Origin of the sequence: Microcoleus sp. BR0-C5 (genome assembly GCF_036705045.1) — a bacterium.
Taxonomy (GTDB): domain Bacteria; phylum Cyanobacteriota; class Cyanobacteriia; order Cyanobacteriales; family Microcoleaceae; genus Microcoleus.
This window is the reverse complement of the sequence record NZ_JAUBTR010000048.1, coordinates 19524-35676: the sequence shown is the minus strand read 5'-3', so window position 1 is coordinate 35676 and position 16153 is coordinate 19524. Positions and strand designations below refer to the sequence as shown.

Below are 16153 nucleotides of genomic sequence, written 5' to 3'. Positions count from 1 at the left end.
TTGTTGGCAATTGTAACTGCATCTCCATAAGTTTGACTCCCGATTGTAGTGACATTGCCATTAAGTTGAGTTGTGCCACCAACATCTGTAGTCAAACTTGCGGCATTAACTGTTTGATTAAATGCGGTTGTTCCTGTAGAATTAGCTGTTAATTTGCCGAGTTCAGTTAAACTCCCAACTGCACCATTAAATGTAACATTACCAGTACCGCCATTCACAGTTAAATCGCTGGTGCCGTCAACAGTATCGTTAAAAGTAATCCCGCTGCCTGAAAGAATGGGATTGTTGGCAATTGTAACTGCATCTCCATAAGTTTGACTCCCGATTGTAGTGACATTGCCATTAAGTTGAGTTGTGCCCCCAGCATCTGTAGTCAAACTCGCGGCATTGACTGTTTGATTAAATGCGGTTGTTCCTGTAGAGTTAGCTTTTAAATTGCCGATCGCATTTGTGGGATTCCCAACTGCACCATTGAATGTAACATTACCCGTAACGGCATTCGCTGTCAAATCGCTGGTGCCATCCACAGTATTATTGAAAGTAATGTCGCTGCCGGAGAGAATGGGATTATTTGCAACAGTGACAGCATCTCCGTAGGTTTGACTGCCGGTTGTCTTGACATCACCATTGAGTTGAGTTGTGCCGCCAGCATCTGTCGTCAAACTCACGCCATCGACTGTTTGATTAAATGCGGTTATTCCTGTAGAGTTAGCAGTAATATTTCCTAATGCCTTGGTATTGCCAACTGCACCGCTAAAGGTGATGTTTCCTGTGCCTGCACTAGCAGTGAGGTTATTGTTGCCATCTACTGCCCCATTTAAAATAATATTACCGCTACTGCCTGTATTCAGATTAACATTATTTCCAAGTAAAGTATTTCCGTTGATGGCAATGTTTGCGTTTGAGGTGCTGATGTCAGCATTTAGATTTGTTGTATTTGCCGATATGGTAATTGGAGCGTTATTGCTTCCCGTGATGGGACTGTTAATTGTAATTGTACCTGGTGAGGTTTGCAGGGTTGTAGGAGGATTTAAGGTAATGGGGTCATTAACTGATATATCACCACCGCTATTAGTTTGAATGGTAAATGAACCTAAGCTCGGTTGTACTAATCCTATTTGGGTTGGTGTTAAATTTAAGCCGCTACCGGGAATGTTGCCGATGACTATTGGCGCAGCGGCGGTGAATGGTTGTAGGGTTAGATTGCCTGTACCAGATACATTTCCTGTCCAATTAATTGAGTTACTTGTAAGGAGAATATTGTTGGTAATTGTCGCTGGGTCATTTAAGTTAATACTACCGGTTGCTGTTACATTTGCTTTAAGATTGGTATTACCTGTGGTGGTTAAGCTGAGAAGGTTTGTAGTATTAGCAAAAGTGTTATTTCCTGTGGTATTGAGGGTGAGATTTCCCAGGGGAATAATACTACCGATCTCGCCTGTAAATGTAACGTTGCCTGCACCTGCATTTATGAATAAGTTTTCAGTGTTTGCTGTAGTGCCCTCAAGGGTGTTATTAAAGGCGAGATTGCCGCTGCTGGTAGATCCTGATGTTCCCAGGGTAATAGTTGGTTGAGTGAGGATAACAGGTGATTGGAAGGTAATATTGCCACCGCTACCAGTGGTCGCTGAGGCATTGATATTACTATTAAGAATAGTATTTCCTGTAGTAGAATTTAGGGTGACGTTTCCTCCTGTACCCGTACCTCCTGAAGTTGAAGTCAGAGTCCCAGTATTAATGTTACCACCAGATGTTGAGAGGGCGATCGCTCCTCCATTTCCTGAAGCTGAAGAGGACACTAAACTTCCAGCCTTCGCGTCGATCGCGCCTGTTCCCGCAGTAACAGAAAGAATAATATTCCCTCCCTTACCTGCATCATAAGAACTGGAATCTATACCGCTAGTAGTAATGTTACCGCCAGCAGTGAAAATGGCGATCGCTCCTCCATTTGCTGAAGCTGCAGTGGACAGTAAACTTCCAGCCTTCGTGTCGATCGCGCCTGTTCCCGCAGTAACAGAAAGAGTAATATTCCCTGGCGTACCATTAATACCATAACACTGGGAAATTATATCGCTAGTAGTAATGTTACCCTCAGCAGTGGAAATGGCTATCTCTCCTCCATTTCCTGAACCTGATGACCGTAAAGTTCCAGCTTTCATGTCGATTGCGCCTGTTCCCGAAGTAACAGAAACAGTAATATTCGCTCCCGTACCTGAACCAAAAGAAGCGGACGTTAGATCGCTAGTAGTAATGTTACCCCCAGCAGTGGAGAGCGCGATCGCACCCCCATTGCCAGTAACGGAATAAGCCGCTAAACCTTCTCCCTTCGTATCGATCGCACCTGTTCCTCCAGTAACAGAAAGGGTAATATTTCCTCCCGTACCTGAACCTGAATAGGACGCCAATCTAGCAGTAGTAATGTTACCGCCAGCCGTTGAGAGGGCGATCGCTCCTCCATTTCCTGATTGGGATTGGGAATCAAGAACTCCAGCACTGGTGTTGATGGAACCTGTACCTCCAGTAACAGAAAGGGTAATATTACCTCCATTACCTGTAAAAGGGCTGATAGAGGAACTCAGATTGCCAGTAGTAATGTTACCGCCAGAAGTTGAGAGGGCGATCGCTCCTGCACCTCCTGCATAAGAATCGGTGCTCAGGTCTCCAGCAGTGGTGTTAATGGAACCTGTTCCTCCAGTGACAGAAAGGGTAATATTACTTCCATAACTACCTGATGAAGCAGAACTAACATAGCCCGTGGAAATGTTACCACCACCAGTAGTTGAAATCGTGATCGCTCCTGAAGTCCCATCCCCTCCATCGGTATTGAGCGCTCCTCCGGTTGTATCAATATTCCCATTGGAACTCGTAAGTGTAATCGCCCCACCAAAGGTGGTGATAGGCTGATTAACAAAGATGTCATTATTCGCTTGTGCAGTCAGTCCCACTCCCCCAGTTCCTATGTTAACAGGAGCGCTGAAAGTAATATTCCCTGTTGCTTGTAACGTAACATTAGTAGCCGCACCACTAATCAGAGCCGCATCAATAGTATTAGCTCCAATGTCAGGATCGGCAAATTGATCGACATCAGTAAGAGCAGTAAACGACCCTGGTCCAGCGATAATTGTGAGATCAGTAGGATCGAGTAATAATAATCCCGCAGTGCCATTGGGAGCTAAAGTATTAACATTTCCCTGAAAGTCTAAAACATTATAACCAGAGACTTCGACAAATCCACCATTGCCAGAAAATGTACCGCCACGAGCGCTAATATTTCCATAGAAGCGAGTAACATCATCGGCCCAAACGATAACTCGACCGCCATTTCCACTACTCACTCCATCCACATTAATCGTAGAATTATTACTAATAAAAGTACGGCTAGCATTAGGTACAGCACCCTTACCCTGAAATTCCCCACCAATTAATACACTGCCACCACCATAAATACCTGAAGCGTTAATGTTTCCGCCAATCACCCCCACTTTATCCCCGAAAACATTAACGGTTCCCCCTGTCATCCCAGCGGTGTTAATGTTCCCAGAAACAATGGTCGTTCCAGCATCTCCGGGGATAATACTATTATTACCCGTCAATACTACTTGCCCCAAACTATTCACTGTTAAACCTGCGGCATTTTCACTACCCTTACCTGTTAATAGCTGTGGCAAAGATAGCACTGGCTCTGTCCAGGTGTTAGGCAATAAACCTGTATTCGCCAGTGGTTGAATATCTAAACTTAATAAGTGACCTATTTGACTAATTCTGACTAAATTTTTATCGGGGACAGCAGTAATTAAAATATTACCACTGGGAGCAGAAAGTTGCCCTGTATTGATAACACTACCACCAATTAAAGTTAAATTAGATCCAGTAGTAACAGCTAAGTTTCCCGCATTAATAATAGTCCCCTGCTGTAAAGCAGTAAACGCAAAACTATTAGGCATCCCGATTAAGGTTGCCCAATTGTTATTACCGATCGCACTAAACCACTGATTGTTTCCAAAACCTATCCCTGTCGCCGTAGTAGCATTAAAAGAACCAGGCACGTTGAGACTGGCATTCGGCCCAAATATCATGCCGGCAGGATTCATCAAAAATAAATTGGAATTGCCGCCCGTAACTTGAATTAAGCCATTGATTAAAGAAGGATTTCCCCCAGTAATCCGCCCCAAAATATTTTGAATATTCGGATTAGTCAGAAAGTTAGCTGTTTGACCTTCGCTGAGGCCGAACTGAGTAAAGCTGTGAAAAAGGTTAGCCTTATCACCACCCAATGACCCCCCGGAAATGTCGTAGCGGTTGCCGTTGGGAGTAACAACTGTGTTAGTGCCGTCTGGTGCCGGGGCGATGGGTTGCGCGTTTGCCGAACCCGCCGCTGCACTCAGCCAGCTAACAATGAATAACCATCCGAGCCAATGTAGTTTGTTGGGTGTCATTATGTTTAAAGATTGTGCTTAAAGTGCGATCGTATTTATTTCTACTATTTTTACTCCTAAAATTTTCTCATGTCAATAGGAGCCGCCTATTTTTGCTGAGCGAATAATTAGGAATGAAAAAAGAAATGTATGTTTTTAATTAGTATGATTGGCGTAAAAACAGTTTTTTTACTAGAAGTCAGGCGCGGGAAATGAAACTTAGTTTCTTTTTTTGACTTTCAATGCTTCCATGACCGAAAGCATGCAGGATACCCGCCACGTGATTCATTCCAACGCGCAGACTCAGGACCCAGAAATAAAAAACCTGTATCCGATGAAACTTGCCGAACGTATTTATCTCGCGCAAGTCAATGCTTCCATTCTTTAATCTTTAAGCTGTTTTACATTTAAACTGTGTGTCAAAAATCCCTAAAACTCTTGTGGGACGGGCTTATAGCCTGTCCCGAATTTTAAATTTAAATGCGTAACAGCTTAATCTCAAATCTCAAATCTCAAATCGATTGACCCAATTACCTTAAAAAACCGGGTAGATGCGTCCGGGACTGTGGGGGAAAATAGGGCGCGGAATGCGAGGGTTAGGGGTTTAAAAAACTCGGAATTTTAGTCAAAAGTACGTAAGTATCGATGTCTGTTCTCCCGCTTGCTTAGAGTGGCAAAAAACTCGCTCCAATCCCTACTCGCGGTCGTCCCCGCTTCTTTCTCCATCGGCCGAGCAGCTTGCAGCCCGCTTTCAGGAACAACGAACCGAACAGCCGACTTTCTCTCAAAAACTTTATATTTTATGGATGAACTTTACCAAAACTTCATAAAGCTAGAGTAAAAATTTTATGTATTTTTGATGAAAGCCAATATTTGCAAGTCTTGCACTCAACTTTAGACAGTTACTAAAACGAAGTAAATATAGTAGGTTGGAAGTCTAGGCAGGATGAAAATCTTGCTGTTACAGATTAAACTGTGTCAATCTGGTGTCAGTGAAAACTCTTAGAAGAAGCACTCATTTACTCCAAAACACCCTTAAGTGAGATCTGTCTGTAGATTCACTGGTGTGGAGCCTATTCTTTAGGTTTGACGATCGTCCTAAATATCGCAGGCTCGCGATCGTCTATTCGCGTCACGGCAACATGGCATTTAGGGCATTTTCGGCCTTACTACCTAACAATACAGGAGGAATCAGGGTTATGACTACCTTAACGCTAGTCAAAAAAACATCTTTTACAGTCGCCAGCTTGGCAACCACAATGTTGCTCAGCATCTGCACGCCCGTCCGAGCTTTCATGTTTGGCACGGACGGCATCCAGTTCGATAGAGATACCAATATAAACTTTACCTTCGAGGAATCTCACGGCGGTTACCAGTCGAGCTTGTGGGTAGCCCAAGCTGACTCAGGAAACACTGGCTACAGCAACATCGCCAGACTGTTTTACGAGACTCAACCCTCAGATAACGGCAGCGCCGCTGACTGGCAGGGAACCTTCGGCAACGCAGTCACCTCCGAAAACGGCTCCATCACCCAAACCGTCAAATTTTTGAAGGATCAAATTTATGCCCTGCTGCTGTGGAGTGACACGGGTAGCGGCAGACCTTTCGAGCAATACGTCTCGTCGAGTACCTTCATGAACAGCCCCCAATGGTGGGCCGCCGGCAGCCAGTTCCGAAGAGAGGAATGTCTGGTGGCGGGATGTCAGCAAGCCGTGTTTGGTAACTTTATGCTCGACTACAACTCCAACGGCTCATTTACCAACATCAACGGCGGTAAAGGCCCAGAGCAATTTTCATCCGTCACAATAGGCCAACTGGCTCAGGGCATACAAATCTCCTTCGACGATGCCGGAGGAAACGACCAAGACTTCCAAGACTTCACCGTGTCGGCTGAGTTAGTCCCCGAACCTGTCCCCGAACCAGTCACACTATTCGGGACTATCCTGGGGATCGGGGCTTTCGCTGCTGCTCGCAGGAAAAAAAAGCGAGGGCAGCAACCATAAAAATGACTCTTAACCAGCCCCATACAAATCTAAATAGTGCGTCTGTTCAGTGGTAATCTGAGGAATAGCATTTCTAAATGTTAAGACTTTTTCCATAACGGGAAAAATAGCATCCTAACAAAGGCACTATTCATGGTATCCACCGCAACAAAAACGAACGTAGGCTACATCACCCAAATCATTGGGCCGGTTGTAGACGTAAAATTCCCAGGCGGCAAACTGCCCCAAATCTATAACGCTCTCACGATTTCCGGCAAAAACGAAGCAGGTCAAGACATTGCTGTTACCTGCGAAGTTCAACAATTGCTCGGAGACAGCCAAGTGCGCGCCGTTTCCATGAGTACCACCGACGGCTTGGTGCGTGGCATGGAAGTAGTAGATACCGGCGAATCGATCCAAGTTCCCGTCGGCATCCCAACTCTCGGCCGGATTTTTAACGTCATCGGTCAACCCGTAGACAACCTCGGCCCGGTCAATACTTCCGAAAGTATGCCCATCCACCGCAACCCGCCGGCTTTCACCGAACTGGAAACCAAGCCTTCGGTGTTTGAAACTGGGATCAAGGTGATTGACCTGCTGGCTCCCTACCGTCGCGGCGGCAAAATCGGTTTGTTCGGCGGCGCAGGCGTTGGCAAAACCGTGATTATGATGGAACTCGTGAACAACATCGCCAAGGCTCACGGCGGCGTGTCCGTGTTCGGTGGTGTGGGCGAGCGCACCCGCGAAGGTAATGACCTCTACAAAGAAATGATCGAGTCGGGGGTTATTAACGAAGAAGACCGCAGCAAGTCGAAAATTGCTCTGGTTTACGGTCAAATGAACGAGCCGCCTGGTGCTCGGATGCGCGTGGGCTTGTCGGCTCTGGCGATGGCCGAATACTTCCGTGATGTCAGCAAGCAAGACGTGCTGCTGTTCATTGACAATATCTTCCGGTTTGTGCAAGCGGGCTCTGAGGTATCGGCTCTGTTGGGTCGGATGCCTTCGGCTGTGGGATATCAGCCGACTCTCGGTACAGACATGGGCGACTTGCAAGAACGGATTACTTCGACTACCGAAGGTTCGATTACTTCGGTTCAAGCTGTGTACGTACCTGCGGATGACTTGACTGACCCCGCACCGGCTACGACTTTTGCTCACTTGGACGCTACAACTGTGTTGTCTCGCGGTTTGGCTGCGAAGGGGATTTATCCGGCTGTTGACCCGCTGGATTCTACGTCTACGATGTTGCAAGTTAGCGTTGTCGGCGAAGAGCACTATGGTGTTGCTCGTCAGGTGCAGTCAACTCTGCAACGCTATAAGGAATTGCAAGACATTATTGCGATTTTGGGCTTGGATGAGCTGTCGGAAGATGACCGCTTGACGGTTTCTCGCGCTCGCAAAATTGAACGGTTCTTGTCTCAACCGTTCTTTGTGGCTGAAGTGTTCACCGGTTCCCCCGGTAAGTACGTCAAGCTGGCAGACACCATTAAGGGCTTCCAGATGATTTTGGCTGGCGAACTTGACGAATTACCGGAACAAGCTTTCTATTTGGTGGGCGATATCAACGAGGCGATCGCCAAAGCTGAAAAAATGAAAGCTGACGCCAAGTAATTTTAGTCATGAGTCAGTAGTCACGAGTCAGTAGTCACGAGTCAGTAGTTATTAGTTATTTGTTATTAGTTATTGGTTATTGGTAACAACTGACAACTGACAACTGACAACTGACAACTGATAACTGACAACTGGCAACTGACAACTGACAACTGACAACTGACAACCGACAACTGACAATTTATGACATTAACTGTGCGCGTAGTGGCCCCAGACAAAACAGTTTGGGATTCTAATGCTGAAGAAGTAATTCTGCCGAGCACCACAGGCCAACTGGGTATCTTGAGCGGTCACGCTCCAATGTTGACAGCTTTGGATACCGGAGTGATGCGCGTCCGTCCCGGCAAGGAATGGGTGTCTATTGCTCTGATGGGTGGCTTTGCAGAAATCCAAGAAAACAAAGTTACTATTCTTGTCAACGGTGCTGAAAAAGGCGAAACCATTGATAAAGAAGCTGCTCGTACTGCTTACACCGAAGCAGAAGCTCGTTTGGAAAAGGCTACTAGCGGCACTTTGCAAGAGCAAATTCAAGCCAAGCAAGCAATCAAACGCGCCAGAGCTCGTTTCCAAGCTGCCGGCGGCACGCTCTAGCTCTAAGGGTAAGGGCATAGTGCTTTTGTAGTAGGGACATAACAATGTTGTGTCCCTACTGTTTTTCTCGCGTTGTGTCCCTAATGTTTTGCTAAACTCCCGCCTCGGACAATAGAGATTGCATTGTTTCCCAAGATAACCCCTGCTGAAGATAGCGGGGGTTATTTGGATTGTAGGGGCTCTCCACGCGATCGACACTGACAATTTTTGCTTCCTCCGGCAAAACAGGAACCTCTGGATCGAAAGCGGTCGATCGCGTCAGGGAGCTAGAAAAGCCTTTAAAAATAGCAATTTCATCGAATTCGCCGTCAATTTGGGCTTTGACGATTAAAACTTCGTGCGATCGTTTTACCGTGTATTGTTCCAAGCGACGAGCAATAGAGTCAGCCATAGCAAATCTCACTTTCCTGAAATCTGCTATAATATAGCTTATTTTTGCGGCTAATTTCATGGACAGCGAGCCAATATTTTATTCTTAATTCAACCGTTTTTTACAGCCGGAAGTAAGCGCACATAATATAATTTTTGTCAAAAACATCTGCAATATTTTCCGTCGGCAAAACCTACTTGTTCAATATTTTACAGCATATTTTATGTATATTTAGTACGGATAAACCGGGTTTCGAGCAACAGAATCAGTTAAGATGCGAGAACTGTAAATAAACCCCGTGAGAGCGCGGTATAATTCATAAACCTGGAATAGGCTGTATGATGCAGAAACATAACAAAGCATTCAACTAAAACAGGCAACTGCTGCAGAATTTCAAAAAGGTCTGGAGCTTTATTTTGAGCAAAATTTTACTGAAGCGCAAAAATTATTCAATAAGATTGGCGAAAGAAAGCCTCAAGATAAGTTAGCAGCAATTTACTCTCAGCGCTCTCTAAAGAATGGAATGTCTGGAGTGCCACAAGGATAGTCGGGGATAGAAGCTTTGGATGAAAGGTAGTGATACAGATATATTGTATGTGAACATCGGTAGGGACAGGGCAATGCCTTGTCCGGCGCGGGGAGTAGTACACGGAAATGCCGTGTCTCTACGGTTCGCTTTGACTTTTAATAATTTGGTATAAGATTAAAAATTGTAGAAACGAGTTCAGGTCTTTCTTGCGTAATTTGTGTTTAAGTACAAAATGGTTTATAATACTTACCAGCGGTAAGTCTTCGCTCCAAGTATTAACTGGGTTTTTCAACCTAAACTAATGTTATGTCCACTCTTTCTCTCAAGCGCTTAGTGGCAAAACTTTCCAGAAAAGCAACGCTGCAAACTGTACTCATAGTTCCCTTTGTCTTGCAAGTATTTGCAGCCGTAGGAATTGTGGGATATTTATCATTTAAAAACAGTCAAAGAGCAGTTAATGACCTGGCGGACCAGTTGATGGGGGAGGTGAGCAATCGCATTGAGCAAAATTTGAGAACTTATCTGCAAACTCCGCACCAAATCAATCAAAGCAAGCTAGATGCGGTGAAACTGGGTTTTGTGAACATGAAAGACTTGTCAGCTTGGGAAAAGTATCTGTGGCGACAAGTGCAATTATATCCTTATATCAATTTTACGTCGATCGCTAATCCAGATGGAGAATATCGCACTGGCGAAAAGATGTCGAACGGCACTTTATTGATTAACGCATCGGGCCCGTCTACAAATTTTGATTTTTATTCTTACAATACTAATGATACGGGCGATCGCACGACAGTAGCCGCCTCCGTTAAAAACTTCGACATCCGACAGCACCCTTCCTACACCTATGCGGCTCTAGAAGCCAAACCAACTTGGAGTTCAGTTTATATATCCTTCCTAGAACCCACCTTGCTCCTCAGCGCGCTGCAACCAGTTTACAACAGCCAGAAACAGCTAGAAGGAGTATTAATTGCTGCTTTGCGTCTCGACAGTATCGGCCAATTTTTAAACAGCCTCAAAATAGGTAAATCTGGTCAAACTTTTATTATCGAAAGAAACGGTACGCTGCTGGCAACTTCCACACCCGAAAAACCTTTCCGCACCGAAAACGGTAAAAAAGAACTGTTTAAAGTTACAGAAAGCAGCGATGCAGTAACGAAAACTACAGCTAAATATTTAGAAAGTCACTTTCAAAACTTGCAGAGAATCACAAAATCGCAGCAACTCTATTTTGAGATAAAGGGGAAGCAGCAATTTTTAAAAGTCCTGCCATTCCAAGACGACAAGGGTTTAGATTTGCTGATTGTCGTTGTCGTTCCAGAAGCCGACTTTATGGAACAAATTAATGCGGGCAACCGAACTACAGTGTTACTATGTCTGGCAGCTTTGGGCATGGCAACTGTGTTAGGAATTCTCACTTCTCGCTGGATTATAAAACCTCTTATAAAATTAAAAAATGCAGCAATAGCTTTATCAGAAGGACAATTTGACCAAACTGTAAAGCTCGATCGCTCCGACGAGTTGGGGGTACTTGCCGCTGCTTTTAACAGCATGGCAGCACAACTGCAAGCATCTTTTACTGCCTTAGAAACTAAAAATACCGAATTGCAGCGACTCGACAAACTAAAAGACGAATTTTTAGCCAATACTTCCCACGAACTCCGCACTCCCCTCAACGGCATTATTGGGATTGCAGAATCTTTAATAGACGGTGCTACCGGACAACTGCCAGAATCCACAAATTTTAACTTAGCTTTGATTTCATCATCGGGCCAAAGATTGTCTTCTTTAATTAACGATCTTCTGGACTTTTCGCAGCTCAAACACAAAACAATAGAACTACAAATTAAGCCAGTCGGTATTCGAGAAATAGTCTCGGTAATTGTCACTTTGTCTCAGCCCTTAGTAGGCAAAAAAAACTTGCAGTTGATTAACTCAGTCGCTCCTGAATTGCCGCCAATAGCAGCCGACGAGAATCGGTTGCAGCAAATACTTTACAACTTAATCGGCAATGCGATTAAATTTACCGAAAGCGGCAGAGTTGAAATTTCTGCCGAATTGGTAACGGGCCAGGCACAATCACCCCTTAATTCCCAATTAGCCATTAGTGTATCTGACACCGGTATTGGCATCCCCGAAGATAAATTAGAGCGAATTTTTGAATCCTTTGAACAAGCTGACGGTTCCACTGCTAGAGAATATGGCGGCACGGGTTTAGGGTTAACTGTTGCCAAGCAATTAGTGGAATTGCACGGAGGTAAAATTTCGGTATCTTCAACTGTAGGCGTCGGTTCCCAATTCACCTTTATTTTGCCCGTATCTGAGAGTCAGCCGGAATTTAGCAGCACACAGCCGCATTTAACCGAGGGATCTCGCATTTTAATCACTCCTGAATTAGCCCGCCAATCATCTATAATAAATTCTCAGGCATCAGACAATAGCGACTTTCTAGAAAGTGAAAAATTAAAAATTTTGGTAGTTGATGATGAGCCGATTAATATTCATGTCATCATCAACAGTCTTTCTGTAGAAAACTACGAGATTACTCAAGCGAGCAACGGCTTAGAAGCTGTAAATCTGATTGAATCAGGATTTAAGCCGGACTTAATTTTACTCGATGTAATGATGCCGCAGATGACGGGTTATGAAGTATGTCGAGAAGTCCGCAAAAAATACTCGCCTTTAGAAATGCCGATTCTGATGCTGACGGCCAAAAATCTAACTACCGACTTGGTAGAAGCTTTTAACTTAGAAGCAAATGATTATGTAACTAAACCTTTTATCAAAAAGGAATTGTTGGCTAGAATTAACACGCAAATTCGCCTAGCAAAACTGAATGCAGCCTACGGCAGGTTTGTGCCGCACGATTTTCTAAACTTGCTGGAAAAGCCGAGTATTATTGAAGTAAAATTAGGCGAACATCAGGAAAGAGATATGACAGTGCTGTTTGCTGATATTCGCTCGTTTACTGCGCTTTCTGAAAATATGACACCGGATGAAAATTTTGCATTTATTAATACTTACTTGGGAAGGGTTAGCCCTGCAATCAGGAAAAATAACGGGTTTATTGACAAATACATTGGGGATGCAGTCATGGCACTGTTTCCTACCTCTCCATCTGATGGTGTGCGAGCAGCAATTGATATGCAGAAAGAAGTAAATCTCTATAACCAGCAGCGAGAAAAAAATGGATTGTTTCCGATCGCGATCGGCGTTGGTTTGCACGCGGGCAATTTGATGTTGGGTACCATTGGCGAACGAGAACGGATGGAAAGTACGGTGATTGCTGATGCGGTGAATCTCGCGTCTCGTTTGGAAGGATTGACTAAGGTTTACGGATCGGGCATTCTAGTTAGCGGTGCAATTATCGATCGCCTCGACGATCCAGAAAAATATAAGTACAGATTTGTCGATCGAGTAACGGTGAAAGGAAAGACAATTGCTGTGTCAGTGTTTGAAATTTACGATACAGAAACAGAGGAAAGCATTGTACTTAAGCAGCAAACTGCGGAGGTTTTTCAAGAAGCCCTCAATTTTTACTACGAGCAAAAATTTGTTGCCGCCCAAAAAGTATTTCAGAATATTTTACAAATCAATCCTGACGATCGCGTAGCAATGCTGTATTTCAAACGCTCTCGCAAGTATCGAATGTACGGAGCCCCGGAGGGGTGGTCTGGGGTGGAAACTTCGACGGAGAAATAGGGCGCGCACTGCACGCCCTACTCTCTTTAACAGATGGTTGCACAAACTTTAAAATATAGTTGTACAAACACCCAATTTATTCCAAGTTTTAGGGCCGACAATGCCATCAGCAACGATTTGTTGCTGCTTTTGAAAATTGATGACTGCTTGTTGGGTTTTTGGGCCAAAGCCTCCATCAGTATTTAAAGAAAATCCGCTGGCATTCAAGAGTCGCTGAAGGTAGCGAACGTCCTCATTTTGGGTGACGCCATCGTTGCGTTTTAGTAGGGGAAAATAACGGCAGGAAGGTAATTCAGTACGAATTGCGTTTGTGGTTTGCATGGTTTGATTCTCCATTGGTTGTTTGCAAGTTGTTTAAAAGCAGAGAAGTGCGGAAAAGATGTTAATTAATAGTCCTGGATGCACTTTTTACTGGCATAAACGAGGTTTCGGCTTCGCTCAACCACCAGGTTTTTTAGCGTTTCTGGGGGTGTAAAGGAAGTATTGCTGTGAAAAAACCCAGTTTCTTGCTACCCGTGCACCTAGGATTAGTTAACTTGGATTTAACATCCGGGTTCACCTGTATAACAAGCGCCTAATAGACTCCAAGTTTGAGGGCCGACAATGCCATCAACAGCAATCTGATTTTCCTTTTGAAATCTGATGACTGCTTGTTCGGTTTTTGGGCCGAAGAATCCATCAGTTGCGACGGGATATCCGTTTTCAACTAAGGATTGTTGGAGATAGCGGACGTTTTGATTGGCAGTGGTGCTATTATTTCGTTTCAGCGTGGGCAGTGAAGAGCAAAGAGGCAATTGAGCGTAAATTGAATTTGTGGTTTGCATGGTTTGATTGGGGATTAGTGGTTTGCAAGTTGTTTGAACTTGCTATTCCCCAGTTGTAGCTGTGGGGGGAAGTGCTTTAACAGTCGCTTTTTATAGTGACGCTTATTTGGGGTAGCTCAAATGAGTGACAGCCCGCTATCAAATCCCTTTTGTATAAAATAATTGTCAAAGGCAAACAGCAGTGAATTTCCATTTTTTATCAACTTTTAGCATCTTTGCCGGAAGCCCCACACCATACCTGTAGGGCTGTTGGTGTCGGGATGGATAGGCAGATTGACGTAGGGAAAGCGAGGCAATCAATCCTGTCACGGTGTAATCGCTCCACTCTTGTATAAGCTGAGTAATGGTCTTTTCTATAGAGGAGGCAAAAATACTGTATTTAACTACCAGCCGGGAAGTCCCGGGCGTATATTTAGAGGGGATTAATCTGAGCGCTCGGCCCCGTACCCCGTTGGGAATTACGCCCGCGTGATGAAAGGCTCGTCGGGTTTCGGTACCGAAACCGACAATTATTCTTTTATACCCCAAGATGCTCGGGAAATACTCTGATACTATATTAGCAAGTGGGGGTGGAACTACCTCACTATAAAAAGCATGAGAAAAAAAAGGAAAAAGAAGCCTGCGGTCTAACTGTACTCAGTTGACCGTCAGGTTTGTTCACAGCTAGTTAACCATGCGATCGAAAAGGGCGATCGGGAAAATGGGTCTGGGGTTGCGACTTTAACTTAGAAGTGATATCGTAGTATCGGTAGATAGTAGATTTCCGGCTGTCAAACAACTTGAGAATTGAATCAATGACAATTTCTGTAACTATCGGGTTAAAGTCGGAAATAAAGTCGTCGGCGTTGAGATTTTCTAGAAAAAATTCCTTAGCTCGATCGCACTGATAGCGCATTTCGTCAAAGCCAACAATTTTTACCACAAACGTTGTCAGGGGCGAACTCTCCAAATCGGTATTAGAAGTGCTTTTAGCCCGCCCATTTTCTAATAAATTCAATACTTCCGTTTCTAAACCAATTTTAGGTTGGTAAGGTTTCTCTATTTCGGGAAAAAAGCTTTCTAGGCGCACGCAGTTAGGAGCTTGATCTGGAAATCCTCCCGTCATCATCGCCAGAGAAACTTCAATCCCCAAATCCGAAGAAAGAGCTTCTAGCAGGGCTAGGGCAGCCAGTTTGCACCCCAAATAAAGCTTCGCAATTTCGAGATTGTACTTAGCAGTAGTTTCCCAGCGCTGATAGGTGCGATCGTCTGGATATCCCTCAAACTGCCGGAAAATCATCTCTGGCTTGAGATAATTCAGAAAACCTTCCATCTTGAACAAAGCAACTCGGTAGTCGCGAACCGTATAAAAACCCCAGCAGATGAGATTGTGATTGGTTTCCGGCAGTAAATTCCAGGTATTTGCCAAAAAATGGGCTGAACTATGGTGAGCAAAACTCATCACATCCCGGTTAGAGATTCGCACAGCTTTTTTGACCGTTTCCCGCATTTCCTCATCAGTCAAACTGAGGTTAAATAGGCCATTGATTGCTTGCAAGCGGTTATAAAGGCGCTGGCTTACCGTTACTCCCGCATCGGCGACGCGAAAAGGAATGGTTGCTTCAATGCAGCCTGCAATTTGAAGCAATTGCTCGCGTTTGAGAAATGGTTCTAGAGCTTTTGCTGCTACCACAGCGCTGAGAAATTCGTTTTGTCCAGCCAAAGGATTGAGGACTTCGCCCGGTTCAAACTTGAATACCAGCATTACCATCTCGAAGGTAGCATCCGCAGGCAGTTCAGATTTATCCCGAATTTGTAGTTGTTGGTTAACCTCTTTTGCAACAGGAGTGATGTAGTAGCTGACGTTAAAGTTAATGCTGCGATCGACTTGCACGTAGACGGTATCGTGAAATAAAGCGGCCAAAACCTCGATCGCGTCTTCCTTTCCCCCCACATCAAAAATATGTTCGGGGGTGTGAAAAAACCGCCAGGGCCCCATCATCGGCTGAACAATCAGTTCGGCAATCCGAGCGAGTTCACTTGGTTCGACTTTTGCTTCCAGGCGATTGATCGCCCAAATCAGCCTTTCTAAGCACTGTAAGTAGGCTTGTTTGCTATCCATCACAGTCTTTCCCAATAACATTGCTGTC

9 protein-coding genes are annotated in these 16153 nt (G+C 44.6%); 4 read left to right on the top strand and 5 right to left on the bottom strand.

Annotated features, from left to right (window positions below):
* The coding region (locus QUB08_RS21140; protein WP_333226798.1) for a two-partner secretion domain-containing protein at positions 1–4436 on the bottom strand (4436 nt) is incomplete at its 3' end.
* Positions 4437–5614: 1178 nt separating this feature from the next.
* Between QUB08_RS21140 and QUB08_RS21135 the strand changes: the two genes are divergently transcribed.
* From QUB08_RS21135 to atpC, 3 genes are all read left to right on the top strand, one after another.
* Positions 5615–6418 (top strand): PEP-CTERM sorting domain-containing protein, encoded by an 804-nt coding sequence (locus QUB08_RS21135; RefSeq protein ID WP_333226796.1) that lies wholly within the window; start codon positions 5615–5617, stop codon positions 6416–6418.
* 132 nt (positions 6419–6550) lie between these two features.
* A complete protein-coding gene (atpD, locus tag QUB08_RS21130) occupies positions 6551–8008 on the top strand; it encodes a F0F1 ATP synthase subunit beta (RefSeq protein ID WP_333143861.1) in 1458 nt (485 codons plus the stop codon).
* A gap of 183 nt (positions 8009–8191) precedes the next feature.
* Entirely contained in the window at positions 8192–8599 is a 408-nt protein-coding gene (gene atpC / locus QUB08_RS21125) for an ATP synthase F1 subunit epsilon (protein WP_006635885.1), read from the top strand.
* Between the two features lie 91 nt (positions 8600–8690).
* Here the strand turns inward: atpC and QUB08_RS21120 are convergent, their stop codons facing one another.
* Complete coding sequence (locus tag QUB08_RS21120; RefSeq protein ID WP_006635886.1) at positions 8691–8990, bottom strand: DUF7734 family protein; 300 nt, start codon at positions 8988–8990, stop codon at positions 8691–8693.
* Between the two features lie 814 nt (positions 8991–9804).
* Between QUB08_RS21120 and QUB08_RS21115 the strand changes: the two genes are divergently transcribed.
* Positions 9805–13200, top strand: coding sequence for an ATP-binding protein (locus tag QUB08_RS21115; protein ID WP_333226795.1), 3396 nt, complete (start codon positions 9805–9807; stop codon positions 13198–13200).
* A 48-nt stretch (positions 13201–13248) separates the two neighbouring features.
* Here QUB08_RS21115 and QUB08_RS21110 read toward each other — a convergent pair whose 3' ends face one another.
* From QUB08_RS21110 to QUB08_RS21100, 3 genes are all read right to left on the bottom strand, one after another.
* Positions 13249–13521, bottom strand: coding sequence for a peptidoglycan-binding domain-containing protein (locus QUB08_RS21110; protein WP_333226793.1), 273 nt, complete (start codon positions 13519–13521; stop codon positions 13249–13251).
* 221 nt (positions 13522–13742) lie between these two features.
* On the bottom strand, positions 13743–14024 hold the full coding sequence (locus QUB08_RS21105) for a peptidoglycan-binding domain-containing protein (RefSeq protein ID WP_333226791.1): 282 nt from the start codon (positions 14022–14024) through the stop codon (positions 13743–13745).
* 667 nt (positions 14025–14691) lie between these two features.
* A complete protein-coding gene (locus QUB08_RS21100) occupies positions 14692–16146 on the bottom strand; it encodes a hypothetical protein (RefSeq protein ID WP_333226789.1) in 1455 nt (484 codons plus the stop codon).
* Positions 16147–16153: the final 7 nt, after the last annotated feature.